The following is a 16,935-nucleotide window of genomic DNA, read 5'->3' on the forward strand; positions in this document are numbered from 1 at the left end:
TGATGCCGACCGCGAAGACAACCATGCACCCGGCAGTGTCTCCTCAGCGATTAGATGCTTGACGCCCCGGTAGCGATTAGACAACAGCATCAAAAGCGGAAGTTGGCGCCAACACGTGCGACTAAACGCTAAAGAAAGCGCTTCAAGAATGTCAGCGCCGTCTGGGCCACCCCCGACCAGCCGCTTTCTACAGGCATAGAGCGACCGCGTCGCGGCAGTTCGATAAATTCGGTGACGGCGTGCTCGTAGCGCCACTGCTGGTCATAGGCCTCGCGGGTGACTGATGACGAGAGAGTTTGATCGCGCGCGAAGGAGATCATCAGCAACGGTCCGCGCCCGGCGGTCGCGGCGTCGACCGGAGCTTCGGCGCGGGCGTCGCGCGGAACCCCCCCGCCGAACGATGCCGGTTCGATCGCAATGGTCGCGGCAGAAAGCCCGCGCGCGGCCAGGATCTGCGCGATCAGTGCACCGAACGCATGGCCGATGAGCGCCGGGCGGCGCTCCAGCGCGCCGGCGATGCGGGCCAGATGCGCCGCGACCTCGCCGATGGTTTCCGGGCCCGCGGCGCCGCCCAGTTCCGCCGGCCATTCAGGTGCCAAGGGAGCATAGCCGGCTGCTTCGAACCCGTCATTCCAGCCGCGCCAGATCGCGGGCTTGGACCACAAGCCATGGATGAAGATGACCGGCGGCTTTTGCGATGCGTTGGTTCGCGCAATGATCGCAGCGTCGCCGGTCTCCATGATCATGATCATCGGCCCTTGTCTGGAGCAGGTCAGCGCGACGCGGTGGCGGGGACAGGCGAGGTGTCGCTGGGGCCGACGCCGCTCAGGCGGACGACGGCGCCCTCGGCGCGGGTGAAGGCAAAATGCGCCACGCCCCCGGGCTCGGTGTAGAGGCCGCCTGCACGCAATGACTTGACGAAGGCGTCGGACTCGTTGCTGCCGTAGCCGAAGTACCAGGTGCCGGAGATCACCGTGGCGGAGCGGTCATCGCGGTGGGTGTGAGGTGCGATCGTGGTATTCGGCGGCACGTGGATTTCGAGCACGTAGGGGCCGGGCTTCGCCGGGTCGCCGCTCAGCAGCACCGTACGGATGGCGCCAACTCCGGACGTGCCGGCACCCGCGCCGGACTGCGGCATAGCCTGCGTCTGCTCCAGCGTCAGGGTCGTCTGCCTCAGGTGCTCTCTCTCCGCGGCGCCGGGTCGCTCGTTGAGGAAGCTCTCGATCGCGGCTGCCGTGGCCGCGGGCTGCTCCTCCATCAGCCAGTGACCGGAGCCTGCGATGACGCGCTCCTGCACATCGACCGCGCCGGCCTGCATCACCGCCGCCATTGCAGGGCCGAAAGATGCTGCGCCCCCGACCGCGAGAACCGGCATGAGCAACTTGCCATGGGCGGAGAGCCAGGCGCGGTTGTCGATCGCGTCCTGATCGAAGGCGGCGAACTGGCGGAAGCCGGCGTGCATTCGCCCCGGCGCAGCGTAGAGCTGAGCGTAATGAACCCGGGCCGGCTCCGGAAAATTGGCCGGATTCGCTGAGAACTCATTCCAGAACCGGTCGAGATAGATTCGTTCGCGGCCCGCCACCAGGCGCTCCATATCCGGCCCGCCGAACCGGAAGTGCCACAGCAACGGGTTCTTCAGGATGTCTTCCCACGGACCGACGCCCGGCACCGGCGCATCCATCAGCACCAGCTTCGTCACGCGTTCGCCGTGCCGCGAGGCCACGGCAAAGGCGACCATGTTGCCAATGTCGTGCGCCACGATGTCGGCGCGTGGCGCGTGCAGCGTGTCCATCACGCCGACGATGTCCTCCGCTTGGTTGACCTTCTCGAAACCCGCGTCGGCGCGAGCCGAAAGGCCCATGCCCCGCAGGTCGGGCACGATGACGGTGTGATTGCGCGCAAGGTTCGCCGCGAGCGGCGCCCACATGTCGCCGGTCTCGCCATAGCCATGCAGCATCACGACCGCCGGGCCGGCCCCGCCCACCCGGACGTGCAGGATGGTGCCGTTGGTCGCGATCTCCTCGGTGCGGAACGTATTGGGAAAGTCCGTGGGCACGTCGGCCGCGGATGCGGCGGTGCCGGCCAGGGCGGCAAGTGCGGCTCCGGTCAGGGCAAACCGACGAAGCTGGGTGGGGACGGACATGGGCGGTCTCCTGTGTTTGTCGTCTTTCTCACAGACGCAAAACTAGACGAGGGAGATCGTTGGGATTAGCTAGGGCTCGGGCTAAGCATTTTTGAATGGAGCGCAAAGGTGGCAGCCGAGACCTCGGATCGAGCCCGGGAACTGGAAGTGTTCTGCGCCGTCATCGACGGCGGCAGCTTCTCAGCCGCGGGCCGGGCGCTTGGCCTGACACCATCGGCCGTGAGCCGCACCCTGGACCGGATCGAGCAGCGGCTCGGCGCACGCCTGCTGTTGCGGACGACGCGCGCATTGACCCCGACCGCGGAAGGTCGCGCCTATCTCGGCGCGGCCCGCCGTATTCTCGCCGACCTCGACGAAGCCGAGCAGGCGATCTCCGACCAGGGCTCGCCGCGCGGCCGCATCCGGGTCAGCGCCGCGGTCTCCCATGGGCGTCTCTGCATCGTGCCTCTGCTTGGCGAGTTCGTGCGGCGCTATCCCAACATCCTGGTCGACATCAATCTCAGCGACGGGATCGTCGATGTCGCTGCGGGGCAAGCGGATGTGGCGGTTCGCGGCGGGCCGCTGGCAGACAGTGCGCTCACGGCGCGTCGGCTCAGCGAGAACGGCCGAACCATCGTCGCCTCGCCGCACTACCTGGCGCGCTGGGGCGTGCCCGAAAAGCCTGAAGACCTCTACAACCACAACTGCCTGAACTTCAGTTTTCGCCGGGCCGAGCCGGTCTGGCCGTTCCGCCGGGACGGCGCCGACTTCGTCCTCAAGGTCCAGGGCGCCATCGAGGCGAACAGTGGCGAGACGCTGAGCCAATTGGCACTCGACGGCGTTGGCATCGCCCGCGTCGGCAACTTCAGCCTGGGCGACGCGCTTGCGAAGGGGCGCCTCGTCCCGCTTCTCGAACCGTTCAATCCGGGTGACAAGGAAATCTTCCATGCCGTCTTCGTGGGCGGCGCGAACATGCCTGCTCGTGTTCGGGTATTCGTCGACTATCTTGTGGAGTGCATGGGCGGCGGTCGCGCACGGCATCCATGAGCGACGGCATTCAATGGTCGATCTGCGCAACCTGAGAAGAACTCAGGTTGCCAAAATCTGGTCCGATCTGCCGTGGTGAGCGGACCTCGGTCAGGCGCGGCGCAACTTCGCAGGAGGGCCAATAGCGGTCAAACCTGCTATTGCGCCCCAAGACCGACTGTTGGTTGTACCCGCGAGATAACGGGCGGATTCCAGCGTCCGGTCAACACCTCGGACCTTGGGCCGTAGACTCGCATGGTGAGGTTGAAAGGCCCCTTCGGAGCAGGCAGCCAGTTGGCCTCCCTGTCCGTGCCTGGGCTCTCGTTCTGAAAGTAGAGCGTCAAAGAGCCATCCGTGTCGACCTTGAACGGCATCCAGCTGCTGACCGCAAAGCGGTTGAGCGCGTTTGCAACCTGAAATCCCTCTGAATCATACAGCGTGATTGACCAGAATGCCTGTGTCGGCGGCGTCGCACCTTTCTCGAACGTGATTGTGTATTTGCTCGACCCGTCGAGCGGCTTGCCGGTTTCGTCGCCGAGATTGAGCGGGTAGATGGCATCTTCGGGCAGATTCGCCCCAAGACCTAATTGGGCGACGATCGCGCGCTTAAGGTAATAGTTTCCGTAGACACCCATGGTGTCAGTATTCATCGACCAATAGTTCGCAACGCGGGCGAGTGTTGGCACTTTCCAGGCCATCAACTTCTGTGCAGCCTCCGGAGCAAGTTCGACGGCCTTCTTGACCGCAGGTGCAAGGCCCGTGAAATCAAAGGTCTTGCCAGGCTCGATGCCGATCCGCCTCATCTGTGCGATGATCGGCTGATCGGTGGCGTGCGGGGGATGCAACTTGAGAAGTTCGGCAGCATAGGCGAAGTATTTTTCGCCGCTCATGGTGTCGACCTGAGTCTTTGGCGGAGTCTTCACATCTACGGTCCGATCAATGGTCTGCTGGACTGGCTTGAGGGCCTGCCCCCATCCGGACAGGGGCGTGATTTTGTAGTTCGCCTGAATCCGTCGCACCGCCTCGTAGTCGGGCGGACCATCGGTCTTAGTGCGACCAATGATCCAAACGTAAGGTGTTGGCGCACCGATCCGTGTCATGCCAGCCGGAATTGTGCCGTTCCAACCCGGCGGCGTGATCAGATAATTTCCCGCTTGCGTGCCTGTGGTTCGCCAGCCGGGCGACGCGAAAACATCGGTCCACATGTCCAGCATGGGCATCAAATAGTAGCGCCCGTCAGTGTCAGGCACCGAGAGCACCAACGGCTCCGTGGTGAGATCGAGCCAAGCGGAAGAGTAAAGTGTGTCGAAGTTCGGCCGGACAACTGCTTTCATGTCCGCGGGCGGGAATGCGGGGATATTGACGAATGCGTTCATCGGGCCGCCGATACCCGTGCCAGGCTCCGAGTTGATAAGTTGCTTTCGAGTCACGTCCATGGATATCAGCGGGTAGAAATAGATGTAGCTGTCGGTGGCAATAACGATCGCCTCTTGCTCCGTGATGGTTGACGCGGTCTGCTGGGCTGCCGCCGGCGTGACTGGGACTGCACTCAGCAAGAGTGCTGATGAGAACGCGACTAGAACGCGATTCATGATTTGCTCCCTCCCTGCAATCCCGGCCGTGACATCGGTCTCAGACGCTTGTCGCGCCAAGACCTGTAGACAGCGAAGCGACCACCAACCCAAAAATTGACGTGGCTGTCTGAACGTGCAGCCTAGAAAATGATGGTCAGTAAACCCGGTGCCGTATTTGACTCAGATCAATGGAGTCCGCTTCGGGTCATGAACGACAAAACTCACTCTGAGCACAATAGTCCGCTTTCGGGTGCATGCGACCAGTTGAGCTTGGGCCCCGAACCATGATTCAAGCTCTCCACGTCGTCAGGGGCTCGAATCATGCGCTACGAACTCGCCGACCCTGAATGGACCGCCATCAAACCAATGTTGCCGAACAAGCCGCGTGGCGTTCCTCGGGTGAACGACAGACGGGTCCTGAATGGCATCTTCTGGGTCCTCCGATCAGGAGCACCTTGGCGTGATCTGCCGACTGCGTTTGGCCCATACACCACCTGCTACAACCGCTTCGTTAGGTGGCGGCGCGCCGGTGTTTGGGGCCGCATCATAGAAGCGCTTGCCACCGCCCATGATGCCGCTGTCCAGATGATCGACACCTCCATTGTCCGCGTGCATCAGCATGGAGCCTGCATCACAAGGAACCAGCGCCAATCGATGGGAAGGTCCCGCGGCGGCTTGACGAGCAAAATCCATGCGGTGGTCGATGGCAATGGTCTGCCGGTACGGCTGGCGCTGAGCCCGGGTGAGGCCCATGATGTTCGACTCGCCGGAAAACTGCTGTCTCGTTTGAAATCCGGGTCAATGCTGCTTGCCGACCGTGGCTATGATGCGGACTGGATCAGGGAGCTTGCCATTAAGAAGGGCGCGTGGGCCAACATCCCGCCGAAAAGCAATCGCAGCGATCCGATCTGCTTCAGCCCCTATCTCTATCGTGCTCGCAATCAGGTCGAGCGGTTCTTCAACAAGATCAAACAATGTCGTCGGGTGGCGACGCGCTACGATAGGCTCGCCGCGAACTACCTCGCATTTGTTCAACTCGCGTCAATCAGGCTATGGCTGCGTCTTAATGAGTCCGCATCCTAGTTCCTGATACGTGCCGACACGCGCTTCGACTGCGGGGGAGCCGGTGGAGATGAACGGGACAGTTTCATCTGCCAGCCCTACGCCCGGCGCATACCAAAATGCTGCGCTTTGCAGCAGATATCGGCGCACGCCGGCGTCGCGAAGCGATGCAAGCAGGTTTGCGTTGCCCTCCAAGCGGACTCTTCGATCGCGCGCTGCCGCTGCTTTCATTTCGGCTCTCGTGTAGTGCCGGGGCAGGGAGGTCAACTCATTGATCACGGCATCGGGCCGGATCCGTCCAAGGGCGGCCTTTACCGCGGGGCCATCCAACACGTCTGCAAGGATCACCTCCGCGCCGATGGCATTCAGGGTGGAGGCGGACTCAGGCGATCGGGTCAGCGCGAAAACCTCATGCTGGTTCGCTCTCAGGTGCCGAACTAACGGCCGGCCGATCGCGCCAGTTGCCCCGGCAATCAGAACTTTCATTGCGCTTCCCTCTCATCTTGCTTTGCGGCTTTAGCGGCGGAGGACCGATGCTGTTGCGCTGGAAGCGATTGGAGCTCTAGAGGCTTGTTTGCTGCCAACCGAGTGTCGATCCACTCTATTATGTCCGCTGTAACAGTCTCCCTGCCGAGATCGTTGAGCAGATCGTGGAACGCACCGGGATAAAGTTTCAGGGTTTTATCTTTCGAGCCGGCTGTCTGGAAAAATAACTGGCTCCCGCCCGGACTTGCCGCCTCGTCCTCAGTGCCATGCAAGATAAGAAGGGGCAAAGCAAGCCGGGGGAGGGCAGTCTTGAGCTGCTCATCTGCGGCAATCAATTCCGATATGGCTTTGGCCGTCTGACGTTCACCTGCGATTAGCGGGTCCCGGTTCCGGGATCGCACGATTTCGGGATTGCTCGAGAAGTCCTCGTTCTTGAGCTTCACCAAACGAAGATGCGGCATCACACGACCGATCAGATTAAGCGTCGCGAGTGCAACTGCCGGAGCAGGCACCTGCAACGCGGAGCTTTCCGAAATGAGACCCGCGAGTTCGGATTGCTGGTCAAGCGCGTAGAGAGCTGATATCACGCCGCCCGCGCTGTGACCGAGAAGGAAAACCGGAAGTCCCGGCTGGCGGGCCTTAACGACACGAACGAACGTCGCGAGGTCATCGACATAATCGGCAAACGCATCGACATGGGCTCTCTCCCCTCCGGACTTGCCACGTCCGCGATGGTCCATCGCATGGACTGCGAAACCTGCCAGTACGAACTGCTCTGCCGCCCAAGCGTAATGTCCGCTATGTGAATTGAAACCATGGGCAATCACAATGGCCGCGCGCGACCCTGCCTCTGGCAGCCATGAATGAGTGAAGATCGTGACGCCGCCCACGCCTTTAAACGTGCTTTCGGCAAAATCAGACCGCGAGTTGAGCGTGTGTGAGAGATACATTTTGTGTTCCTGATGGCTTGACTTACTGTTCGACCGCACTTCACGGTCGTAGCTAGGTCCATCAGCCAGAAATTGCGCGTTATTGGTTGTGAGATGCTGTTAGCCGTTATCAAGCTGCCAGGGCGCACTGCCAGTTCCTCCGCGGCGGGAACGGGCGGCATGAGAGCCTGATAACGGTCGTCTGTGCCGGGTGGGGATCGCTCGCCCGGGAAAGTCATGGTCATCAGCAGTTGTCGTTGCCCCAAGGTGTCGCTTGTTGCGCTATAATGCCGCCCGAACCAGGATCTTGAGCCAATCAGGATGACGACAGCAGCAAGTCAGAACAAGGACGTGTGGTCGTTCGGTCCATTCACCGTGGTCGCTGGCGAACGACTCCTCGCGAAAGAGGGAGTGCCAGTCGAGCTAGGTGCACGGGCTCTCGACATGCTGATCGCGCTGATTTCCAAGCCAAATGAGGTCGTCAGCAAAAAGGAGCTGATGTCGCGGGTGTGGCCTGACGTCACCGTCGAAGAAGCCAGCCTGCGGTTCCATATGGCGAGCCTGCGCAAAGCCCTCGGCGACGGAAAGGAGGGGGCTCGCTATATCACCACCCTTGCAGGTCGGGGCTACTGCTTCGTGGCCCCTGTAACGCGCGGAAGCCGCGCGCCCGAGGTGGCACCGGCAGCGGCCGTCAACTTCCCGCACGCCAACCTTCCGAGCCGCCCGAGCCGAATGGTCGGCCGCGATGATGATGTCGTGAAGCTGGCAGCGGAGCTGATCAGCTGTCGGTTTGTGAGCATCGTCGGCACGGGAGGCGTAGGCAAGACGACAGTTGCAACTGCCGTTGCACATCACCTGCTGGACTCCTTCGCAGGTTCTGTGCTTTTCGTCGATTTTGGGATGCTAATCGATCCGAAGCTTGCCTCGACGGCCGTGGCATCCATGCTGGGGCAGTCGGTTCAGTCGGAAGATGCATCGCAGGGCCTCATTGCATTTCTGCAGAGCCGACGGACTCTCTTGATCCTGGACAACTGCGAACATCTGCTTGAAACGGTTGCTCCATTGGCGTCGAGGATCATCGAGGTCGCGCCGCAGGCTCATATCCTTGCTACCAGCCGTGAGGCCTTGCAGGTCGAGGGTGAGCACGTTTACCGACTGGATGCACTTGCGTGTCCCCCAGAGGAGCCAGGTCTCACTGCGGCTTCCGTTCAGCAGTTTCCGGCAACCAGACTTTTTGCGGAGCGAGCCTTAGCCAGTGGCGCGCGCCTGGATCTCAGCGATGAAGAAGCGCGCGTTATCGCGGACATCTGCCGTAAGCTCGATGGTGTGGCACTTGCAATTGAACTCGCAGCCAGGCGCGTTGAGTCTCACGGGTTACAGCAGACCGCAGCGCTCCTCGACGAGCGCCTGGCACGGCTGTGGCGCGGGTCGCGCACCGCGCCTCCACGGCAGCAGACCTTGCAGGCCACGCTCGACTGGAGCTACGGGCTTCTATCCCAGCAGGAACGGCTGGTGCTGCGCCGGCTCGCCGTTTTCGTTGGCCATTTCACCCTGGATGCGGCGCTGGAGGTCGTTACCGGCGCTCTCCTCGATCGGTCGATTGTTTTTGAAGCGATCGACAGTCTGGTTGCCAAGTCAATGGTCGCTACTCGCCCAATAGGAGCGATGATGCGCTACCGGCTGCTTGATACGACGCGCGCCTACGCTCTCGACATCAGCCTGGATGCGGCCGAGGCCACTGATCTCGCCGTCCGCCACGCAAACTACTACCGGCGCTGGCTGGAGCAGACCGGAAAGGATTGGGAGACCCTGTCGACCGGAACGGAAAAAGCGCCATATTTCGCCGGCCTCAACAATGTCCGCGCCGCCCTGGATTGGTGCTTTGGCGAAGAGGGCAATGCAACGGCCGGTATTGAACTGGCATCTGCTGCCACGCCCGTTCTTTTGACGATGTCGCTGTTAACGGAAAGTCAGCGCTGGTCGGAGCGGGCCTTGGCCGCTCTCGATGAACAGCGCCGAGGTGGCCGCGAAGAAATGCAGCTTCAGGCTGGCTTGGGGATTTCACTCATGTTCACGCGTGGCAACAGCGATCAGGCCCGCGCCGCTCTTACCAGAAGTCTCGCAATTGCGGAGGATTATGGCGATGCCTTTCAAAGCTCGGGAATGCTGAGCATGCTGCACTTGTATCATTTGCGCAGCGGTGACTACGATCTCGCGCTGCGATGTGCAGAACACGCTTCCGCCATGGCCAGCAAACTTGACGATCAAATGCTGCGCACGGTGTCACATTCCCTGTTAGGGATTTCACGCCATTTGGCCGGCGATTTGAATGGGGGACGTACAGAGTTGGAAACAGCGCTGCAGTCCAGCCTTGGAAAGACGGCCGGCCGCGCGATCTATTTTGGGTTCGATCACCTCAGTTTGTCGAGGGCTTCACTGGCGACGACCCTCTGGCTGCAAGGTTATCCGGCTCAAGCATCTGCACGAGCGCTTGAAGTTCTCGACGACGCCGAACACATGAATCATCCGGTGTCTTTGGCTATTGCGCTGACTGCCATGATAACGCTGTTGTGGACCGGCGAGCTTGATGCCGTCGAGCAGCATCTGGAATGGTTTGTTGCCCGTGCGAAAACTCAGAGCTTCGGGCCGTATGTCGATGTGGGGGGCGGCCTACAGGCCGAGCTCGCGATCCGCCGCGGCGATTTCAAAGCCATCGATACGTTGATAGAGTGCCTCGAGAAGCTTCACGGGGCGCATTACGAGCGTTTTACCGCGCGGTTCAATACAATGATCGCTCAGGGTTTCGCCGCCACCGGTCGATTTACGGAGGGGATCGCCCTCGTTGACAAGACGATGCAGTTGGTAGAAGCGAAGGGAGGCATCCCTTACATTCCCGAGCTCTTGCGCCTGAAAGCCAGCATATTGCTGACGATGCCGACGCCCCGCGCCTCAGAGGCGGAGAGGTGTTTCGAAATGTCCCTCGAGTCGAGCCGCGCCCAGGGCTTACGTGCCTGGGAGCTACGAACAGCGACGGATCTGGCCGCGCATTGGGCCGGACAGGGACGGGCCAAGAACGCCCGCACGCTGTTGCAGCCGGTATTCGGGCAATTCACCGAAGGTTGGGACACGCCAGACCTGTTGGCAGCTAAGTCCTTGTTAAACAAGCTGGATTTGGCTGCGAGCTGTTGATTGGCGGCCAGTAGATGTTGGCTCGGCTTTGGACGCCCCAACACCGTACCGCCAGTTCCTAATAACGTCTCACAACCGCTAACGGGCGTTTTTCGCGTCGCGGACCTAGTCCTTGAGCAGCCAGAAATCAGATGGCTTTCCTCGAAGGACCACGATCATGCACGGAGTCATTCCTGCCCACCTCACCGAAAGTCAGCCGATCGGGCGGTTCAGGCATCTCGGTAAACGAGCGATTCTAGTCGCGGCTGTCGCGCTGATGGCTGCAGGGGCTGCCTGGTATGGCAGGTACTGGTTGACCGAAGGCCGGTTCATCCAGTCGACAGACGACGCGTATGTCGGTGGTGAAGTGACGACCATCGCGCCAAAAGTTTCGGGTTTGGTGCAGACTGTCGCGGTTACGGACAACCAGCAGGTCAGGGCTGGTGATCTTCTGATCAAGCTCGACGATCGCGACTACCGCGCTCAGCTCGACAGGGCCGAAGCCAGCGTCGATGCGCAGAACGCCGCACTTGCAAACCTCGAAGCCAATCTGCGCCTGCAGCATGCGGCAATCGAGGAGGCGAGGGCAGAGATCTCGGCGACCGTGGCCGAGGTGGAGCGCGCCAAATACGATGCTGATCGGTATCGCGTATTGTCTGACGGACAGAACGCCTCGCTGCAGCGCTATCAGCAGGCGGACGCAGACTACAAAAAGGCCGTGGCGGCTGACCAGAAGGCACATGCTGCTCTGGAAGCCGCGGAGCGCAAGCTGGACGTTATCGAGACCCAGAAGCAGCAGGCCCGCGCTCTTCTAGATCAGGCTGTCGCCGAGCGCAACCTTGCGCAAATCAATCTTGGCTATACCGAAATCAGATCGCCGATTGACGGAATAATCGGCAACCGTGGTGCGCGCGTAGGCTCTTATGCGCCTACCGGAGCGAGGCTGCTCTCGATCGTGCCGAACCACGATCTCTGGATAGATGCAAATTTCAAGGAAAACCAACTGGCGCGGATCCGCGAGGGCCAGCCCGTCAAGATTGCGGCTGACCTGCTGCCGGGAGCTGCTCTGCGTGGCCGCGTCGTGAGCGTGGCGCCAGCTACTGGCGCACAGTTCAGCGTCATCCCGGCGGAGAACGCCACCGGCAATTTCACCAAGATCGTCCAGCGCGTGCCGGTGCGCATTGCGATTGATGAGCGCGGCGAGGCAACAAATCTACGGCCGGGACTGTCGGTCGTGGTGCGGGTTGACGAGCGGCCGCAGCCCGGCTCTTCGCTTCAGGAGATCCGGCAATGAGCGCCATCGCGACACTTGGACCGGCCGACATGGCGCGCTCCGCGTCCCCGTCCGATCTTCCGACGGCCCACAAGGTGCTGGCGCTCGGAATCATGAGCGTCGGCTTCTTCATCGCTTATCTCGACATTCAGATCGTTGCCGCCTCGATCAAGGAAATCGGCGGCGGTCTCTCGGCCAGCCAAGACGAGGTGAGCTGGGTGCAAACCTCCTATCTGATCGCCGAGATCATCGTGATCCCGTTGTCCGGCTGGCTCAGCCGGGTGATGTCCACGCGCTGGCTGTTCACGGCCTCTGCGGCAGGCTTCACGGTGGCAAGTCTGCTCTGCGCCTATGCCTGGGACATCCAATCAATGATCGTATTCCGGGCGCTGCAAGGCTTTCTCGGCGGCTCGATGATCCCGATGGTGTTCACCTCGGCGTTGACATTTTTCGACGGGAAGCAGCGGGTGATCGCGGCCTCCCTGGTCGGAGCCCTGGCATCGCTCGCGCCGACGTTCGGGCCCGTCGTCGGAGGATGGATCACCGACAACTGGTCGTGGCATTGGCTCTTCTACATCAATGTGGCGCCCGGCCTGCTCGTCACGCTTCTGGTGCCGCTCCTGGTCGATATCGACCGGCCCAATCCCGGACTGCTGAAAGGTGCAGATTACCTCGGCATCGCGCTTATGGCACTGTTCCTCGGATGCCTAGAATATGTCCTCGAGGAGGGGCCGCGCTGGGACTGGCTCGGGGACGATACCATCCGACACTGTGCCTGGATTTCGGCGCTGGCCGGCGCAGGATTTATCATCCGTAGCCTGACCTATTCGCAACCGGTGGTTGATCTCCGGGCGCTGAAAATTCGCAATTTCGCGCTCGGGAGCTGGTTTTCCTTCATTACCGGCCTCGGTATCTTCAGTACGGTCTATCTTACGCCTCTGTTTCTCGGCCGAATCCGCGGCTTCGACGCCTGGCAGATCGGGACGGCATTGCTGTCCGCCGGAGTGTTCCAGCTTTTCGCAGTTGCCGCCTATAGCGCAGTTGCCAACCGCATCGACATGCGCTGGCTAATGATGTTTGGGCTGGCCTGCTTCGCCGTGGCGATGTGGCTGCTCGCCTCGGTGACTCACGAGTGGGGTTGGCACGAACTTCTCATCCCGCAGGCCTTCCGCGGTTTCGCGCAGCAGTTCTGCGTCGCGCCCGTCGTGACGCTGACGCTTGGAACTTTGCCGCCCGAACGCCTGAAATCAGCGAGCGGCTTATTCAATCTCATGCGTAATCTTGGCGGCGCAATCGGTATCGCAGGCTGCGGCACGATCCTCAATGACCGGGTCAACCTGCACTTTCTGCGGATTGCCGACCACCTGAGCGCTGTCAATTCAAACGTCACGGAACTGCTCAACTCGGCCGTGGCAGGCTATGCACAGGCTTGGAGCGACCCAATCCACTCGCAGACCGCCGCGCTGAAGAGCCTTTGGCTTCTGGCATTCCGTGAAGCGCAGGTCCAGGCCTTCGCCGACGCTTACCTCGCGATCACAGTCTGCTTTGCGTTAGCATTCTTCATGGTGCCGCTGATGCGTAAGGTCGCGCCGCCGAAAGCCCCGTCCGCAGACGCGCACTGAGCTCGTAGCTTCATCCTGGCGCCAACGCTGGGGCGAGGCGGCTAATAACGTCTCGCAACGGATAACGAGCGTTTCTGCGCGGGGGGACGTAGTTTCGGGGATCGCGTAGTGACCGATGGAGTGCACCATGAACACCGATAAGGCTATTGAATTCTTGGGCCCGACTGATGATGCGCCCTGGTTATACTCGCTATGACGCCCAGGGGCGAATGGGGCGCTCCCGTGTCCAGCGCGATGGCGCGTCAGGCCGTCCCAGGGTTGCTCGGCATCCATATCAACCTGCCGGCAGCAGTACCACCAGATGTCGCCGCGGTGCTCGCAACCGGAGGTGCCGCGCCTGCCGGGCTTTCTGACAATGAACGCGCTGCATTCGACTCGCTCATCACATTCTTCAAGAAATATCGCGCCTATGCGTCACGATGGGCGCACGGCCACAGACGATCGGCTACGCGCTGGCGGACTCTCCGATCGGGCTCGCGGCCTGGATTTACGATTGCAACAACGGCGAGCCTGCGCACTTGCTCGACCACGATGATGTCCTCGATGACATCACGCTGTACTGGCTGACGAACGCCGCAACCTCGGCGGCCCGGATCTACTGGGAGGCGGCTGGTCAAACGCACACGACCTGTCGGCCACCAGCAACAACAGCGGCTAACACGATCTCACAGCGCATAACGGGTGATTCTCGATCGACCAGCGTACATATCGGACAACAGATCGCACCGCAGATCGAACCGAGAAGGGAGTGTCACATGAAAAAGTATCGCATCTTAAGGGCAGCAGCTGCTGTGCTGGTCGCCGCGACCAGCCTGGCTCTGCCTGTGGCGCAGGCTCACGACATGAGCTTGGGCGACCTCAAGCGCACCAATCTGCTGCGCGACGATCTCAGTGCCCCCGGACGCGAGGTCATTCAGGTTCTCGTCGAATTCGTGCCCGGCGGAACTGCTGTTCGGCACTCTCATCCGGGCGAAGAGATCGTCTACGTGACCGAAGGCTCGTTGGAGTATCAACTCGACGGCAGATCGCCTGTGATCGTTAAGGCGGGCGAGTCACTGTCTATTCCGTACGGAACGGCTCACGCCGTGAAGAACGTCGGCACCGGCAGGGCTGCCGAGCTCGCCACGTACATCGTCGAGAAAGGCAAGCCGCTTGTCGCGGTGAGCGAGTGAACAATCAATCTGCAAACTTAAAACTTAAGGGAAACATCATGAGCACTATACAATCGCATAAGTCTGCAATCCGCAACGCGAAGGCGCAAACCGTCGAGACCAAGCTCGAGGTCGTCGTCATCCCCGTCTCTGATGTCGATCGTGCCAAGGAATTCTATGCCAGGCTCGGGTGGCGGATCGACGCTGACTTCTCCGGCGAAGGCTGGCGCGTCATTCAGTTCACGCCGCCTGGCTCACCGGCGTCGGTCATCTTCGGCAAGAACGTCACCGCGGCCGCGCCCGGCTCCGCGCAAGGCCTTTATCTCATCGTGTCGGATATCGAAGCCGCACGCAGGGACCTCATCGATCGCGGCATCGAAGTCAGCGAGGCCTTCCACGCCGAAGGCGATGTGCATGTCGGCAGAGACGAGCCCTATCTGTTCGGCAGCGTCCGCAGCAAGGGTCGTGATCCCGCGCGCGGCACGTATCGCTCCTACGCCTCCTTTAATGATCCCGACGGCAACGGCTGGCTCTTCCAGGAAGTCACCGCGCGATTGCCCGGACGCGTGGACACGGACCAGACGACCTTTGCTTCGGTGGCGGAACTTGCCTCGGCATTCCGCCGCGCCGCCGCGGCGCATGGAGAGCATGAGAAGCGTAATGGGGGCACCTACGACGCCAACTGGCCGGACTGGTACGCCGAGTACATGGTGGCTGAGCAGTTGGGCAAGGAGCTGCCGCAATAGGGACGACACACGGTCCCCGGGGTTCATCCCGGTGACCGTCACAACTACCCGAAACTCGGAGTCTAACGGCCATGAGCAATCGCATCCTCGCCTTCTACGGTTCCTATCGATCCGACCGGATGGGCATCCGGCTCGCGGAGTACGTCGTCGAGCGGCTGCGGCATCGCGGGGACGACGCCGAGCTGATCGACGCTAAGTCGATCAATCTTCCGATTCTCGATCGGATGTACAAAGAGTATCCGAAGGGCCAGGCCCCCGAGGTCCTTGAAACGCTTGCGCGCAAGATCCGAGAAGCTGACGGCTTTGTGTTCGTGACTGGCGAGTACAACTGGGGGGTCCAGCCCGGACTGAAGAACCTGACCGATCATTTCCTCGAGGAGTGGTTTTGGCCTCCAGCCGCGATCGTCAGCTATTCAGCCGGTCGTTTGTCCGGTGCGCGCGCTGCAACGGCCTGGCACGGCACGCTCTCGGAGATGGGCATGGTGGTGATCTCCAGCACGATTGGGGTTGGTTTTATCGGGCAAGCCCTGGCGCCCGAAGGCGCCCCCCTGGGTGAAAACGGGCAGGCGCTTGAGCAGGCATTCCCGCGCTTTGCCGCCGATCTCACGTGGTGGATGGCGGCGGCGAGGGCGCAGCGACATCGAAAGGCGCCGCCGTACTGAGCCCCGAAGCAAAGGCCAGCAGAGATATTGCCGCTGAAAAGCGGGAGACAGCCATAAAGGAGACCGATCATGACCACCCGTTCTGAAAAGTTCGACGCCCATCGCCGCGAGCGTGCCGACGTCGCGACCGTAACCACCGCCGAAGATGGCATCCTCGCACCAGTGGCGGTGCTCTCTTCTACGCCAGCACCCGCCGGAGTTCTCTCTGAGCAAGATGGGAAACTCGAGATCGGTTTGTTCGAGATCGACAGCGACATCGCGCTCCGAAGAATGGTGGTTCACAACCCGAGCCCGAAGGGGACTGTTCTCTTCCTGCACGGGTTTCCGGAGACCCTGTATGCCTGGAAGGACATTTCCCTCGCTCTCGCCGAGGACTACGAGATCCACGCCTTCGATTGGCCGGGCTATGGTCTTTCGTCGCGGCCGGCCGTCGAGAGGTTCTCTTACGCGCCCAAAGACTACGCGCGTGTTCTAAACGACTACATAGCCAAAGCAGACATCGACACGTCGAAGCTCACGATCTACGCAACCGACATTGGCGCGCTGCCAGCCCTTCTCCTGGCCCTGGAAAAGCCGGACATTGCGCAAGCGCTCATTGTTGGCGATTTCGCGCCGTTCGACAGGCCCGCTTACATGTACGAGAGCCTGCAAATGCTGAAAGCGGGACCAGCGATGGACCAGGTGCGTGCCATCCTGAACAAGAATCGCGACGAGATTCTCGAGAATACCTTCACGAGAGGGTTGCCCGAGCAAGCGCATTTCAAAGTTTCGAGGGAATTCAAGGACGATATGTCCCGCGGATGGAGCCACGGCGCAATGACGACGGCAGACGCGTTCTCGCACTACTATTCTCACTTTACGCGGGATCAGGATCAGTTCGAATCGCAAATGACCCGGCTCAACACGCCGGTGAAGGTGGTGTGGGGCGAGAAGGACCTCTACATCAACAAAGAAATGGGCGTCGAGTTTGCCAAAAAAGCAGGCGCTGAACTCACCCTTCTATCCGGGATCGGGCACTTCCCTCATCTCCAGAACCCGAAGCAGACCATCGATGAGGTTCGCGCCTCGTTCACGTGAGTTCGCAACGGCTCATGAGGCCTCGATCGATGAGGCC

General features: G+C 61.2%; 13 protein-coding genes and 2 pseudogenes. 10 read left to right on the forward strand and 5 right to left on the reverse strand.

Annotation, left to right across the window (positions count from 1 at the left end; all coding sequences use genetic code 11):
* Positions 1 to 128: 128 nt before the first annotated feature.
* Together XH84_RS34425 and XH84_RS34430 are read right to left on the reverse strand one after the other, a co-directional pair.
* Positions 129 to 752, reverse strand: coding sequence for an alpha/beta hydrolase (locus XH84_RS34425; protein ID WP_245471968.1), 624 nt, complete (start codon positions 750 to 752; stop codon positions 129 to 131).
* 455 nt (positions 753 to 1,207) lie between these two features.
* Positions 1,208 to 2,143: pseudogene (locus tag XH84_RS34430) on the reverse strand (alpha/beta fold hydrolase); the annotation flags it as partial.
* A 108-nt stretch (positions 2,144 to 2,251) separates the two neighbouring features.
* On the opposite strand from XH84_RS34430, the gene XH84_RS34435 reads away from it, so the two are divergent.
* Positions 2,252 to 3,169 carry a LysR family transcriptional regulator gene (locus XH84_RS34435; protein WP_128916165.1) on the forward strand — a complete coding sequence of 306 codons (918 nt, stop codon included), beginning with the start codon at positions 2,252 to 2,254 and terminating at the stop codon, positions 3,167 to 3,169.
* Positions 3,170 to 3,306: 137 nt separating this feature from the next.
* Here XH84_RS34435 and XH84_RS34440 read toward each other — a convergent pair whose 3' ends face one another.
* The gene (locus XH84_RS34440) at positions 3,307 to 4,740 is read right to left on the reverse strand and encodes a DUF1254 domain-containing protein (protein ID WP_128916166.1); all 1,434 of its coding nucleotides are present in this window, start codon (positions 4,738 to 4,740) and stop codon (positions 3,307 to 3,309) included.
* A gap of 303 nt (positions 4,741 to 5,043) precedes the next feature.
* Between XH84_RS34440 and XH84_RS34445 the strand changes: the two genes are divergently transcribed.
* Positions 5,044 to 5,805 carry an IS5 family transposase gene (locus XH84_RS34445; protein WP_128916167.1) on the forward strand — a complete coding sequence of 254 codons (762 nt, stop codon included), beginning with the start codon at positions 5,044 to 5,046 and terminating at the stop codon, positions 5,803 to 5,805.
* Here XH84_RS34445 and XH84_RS34450 read toward each other — a convergent pair.
* Together XH84_RS34450 and XH84_RS34455 are read right to left on the reverse strand one after the other, a co-directional pair.
* Entirely contained in the window at positions 5,773 to 6,270 is a 498-nt protein-coding gene (locus XH84_RS34450) for an SDR family oxidoreductase (protein WP_128916168.1), read from the reverse strand. The two genes, XH84_RS34445 and XH84_RS34450, sit on opposite strands and share 33 nt — an antisense overlap.
* Entirely contained in the window at positions 6,267 to 7,220 is a 954-nt protein-coding gene (locus tag XH84_RS34455) for an alpha/beta hydrolase (RefSeq protein WP_128916169.1), read from the reverse strand. The genes XH84_RS34450 and XH84_RS34455 overlap by 4 nt, the downstream gene beginning before the upstream one ends.
* Positions 7,221 to 7,520: 300 nt before the next feature.
* On the opposite strand from XH84_RS34455, the gene XH84_RS34460 reads away from it, so the two are divergent.
* The 8 genes and pseudogenes from XH84_RS34460 (at position 7,521) to XH84_RS34490 (ending at position 16,898) form a co-directional block, all read left to right on the forward strand.
* Positions 7,521 to 10,388, forward strand: a complete 2,868-nt coding sequence (locus tag XH84_RS34460) for an ATP-binding protein (protein WP_128916170.1) — start codon at positions 7,521 to 7,523, stop codon at positions 10,386 to 10,388.
* A gap of 157 nt (positions 10,389 to 10,545) precedes the next feature.
* Positions 10,546 to 11,661, forward strand: a complete 1,116-nt coding sequence (locus XH84_RS34465) for an HlyD family secretion protein (RefSeq protein WP_128916171.1) — start codon at positions 10,546 to 10,548, stop codon at positions 11,659 to 11,661.
* A complete protein-coding gene (locus XH84_RS34470; protein WP_128916172.1) occupies positions 11,658 to 13,262 on the forward strand; it encodes a DHA2 family efflux MFS transporter permease subunit in 1,605 nt (534 codons plus the stop codon). Before XH84_RS34465 ends, XH84_RS34470 begins: the two co-directional genes overlap by 4 nt.
* A 134-nt stretch (positions 13,263 to 13,396) precedes the next feature.
* A pseudogene (locus XH84_RS41225) lies at positions 13,397 to 13,876 on the forward strand (epoxide hydrolase); the annotation flags it as partial.
* Between the two features lie 141 nt (positions 13,877 to 14,017).
* Positions 14,018 to 14,434 (forward strand): cupin domain-containing protein, encoded by a 417-nt coding sequence (locus tag XH84_RS34475; protein WP_128916237.1) that lies wholly within the window; start codon positions 14,018 to 14,020, stop codon positions 14,432 to 14,434.
* A 38-nt stretch (positions 14,435 to 14,472) separates the two neighbouring features.
* On the forward strand, positions 14,473 to 15,159 hold the full coding sequence (locus XH84_RS34480) for a VOC family protein (RefSeq protein ID WP_128916173.1): 687 nt from the start codon (positions 14,473 to 14,475) through the stop codon (positions 15,157 to 15,159).
* A 71-nt stretch (positions 15,160 to 15,230) separates the two neighbouring features.
* On the forward strand, positions 15,231 to 15,821 hold the full coding sequence (locus XH84_RS34485) for an NADPH-dependent FMN reductase (protein ID WP_128916174.1): 591 nt from the start codon (positions 15,231 to 15,233) through the stop codon (positions 15,819 to 15,821).
* A 69-nt stretch (positions 15,822 to 15,890) separates the two neighbouring features.
* Positions 15,891 to 16,898 (forward strand): alpha/beta fold hydrolase, encoded by a 1,008-nt coding sequence (locus XH84_RS34490; protein ID WP_164935829.1) that lies wholly within the window; start codon positions 15,891 to 15,893, stop codon positions 16,896 to 16,898.
* Positions 16,899 to 16,935 lie beyond the last annotated feature (37 nt).

Source organism: Bradyrhizobium nanningense, assembly GCF_004114535.1.
Taxonomy (GTDB): Bacteria; Pseudomonadota; Alphaproteobacteria; order Rhizobiales; family Xanthobacteraceae; genus Bradyrhizobium; species Bradyrhizobium nanningense.

Coding starts and splice junctions, on each gene's coding strand:
- XH84_RS34485 (WP_128916174.1), top strand. CDS start 15,231: ATGAGCAATCGCATCCTCGCCTTCTACGGTTCCTATCGATCCGACCGG.
- XH84_RS34440 (WP_128916166.1), bottom strand. CDS start 4,740: ATGAATCGCGTTCTAGTCGCGTTCTCATCAGCACTCTTGCTGAGTGCA.
- XH84_RS34460 (WP_128916170.1), top strand. CDS start 7,521: ATGACGACAGCAGCAAGTCAGAACAAGGACGTGTGGTCGTTCGGTCCA.
- XH84_RS34465 (WP_128916171.1), top strand. CDS start 10,546: ATGCACGGAGTCATTCCTGCCCACCTCACCGAAAGTCAGCCGATCGGG.
- XH84_RS34425 (WP_245471968.1), bottom strand. CDS start 752: ATGATCATGATCATGGAGACCGGCGACGCTGCGATCATTGCGCGAACC.
- XH84_RS34480 (WP_128916173.1), top strand. CDS start 14,473: ATGAGCACTATACAATCGCATAAGTCTGCAATCCGCAACGCGAAGGCG.
- XH84_RS34470 (WP_128916172.1), top strand. CDS start 11,658: ATGAGCGCCATCGCGACACTTGGACCGGCCGACATGGCGCGCTCCGCG.
- XH84_RS34475 (WP_128916237.1), top strand. CDS start 14,018: ATGAAAAAGTATCGCATCTTAAGGGCAGCAGCTGCTGTGCTGGTCGCC.
- XH84_RS34490 (WP_164935829.1), top strand. CDS start 15,891: ATGACCACCCGTTCTGAAAAGTTCGACGCCCATCGCCGCGAGCGTGCC.
- XH84_RS34455 (WP_128916169.1), bottom strand. CDS start 7,220: ATGTATCTCTCACACACGCTCAACTCGCGGTCTGATTTTGCCGAAAGC.
- XH84_RS34445 (WP_128916167.1), top strand. CDS start 5,044: ATGCGCTACGAACTCGCCGACCCTGAATGGACCGCCATCAAACCAATG.
- XH84_RS34450 (WP_128916168.1), bottom strand. CDS start 6,270: ATGAAAGTTCTGATTGCCGGGGCAACTGGCGCGATCGGCCGGCCGTTA.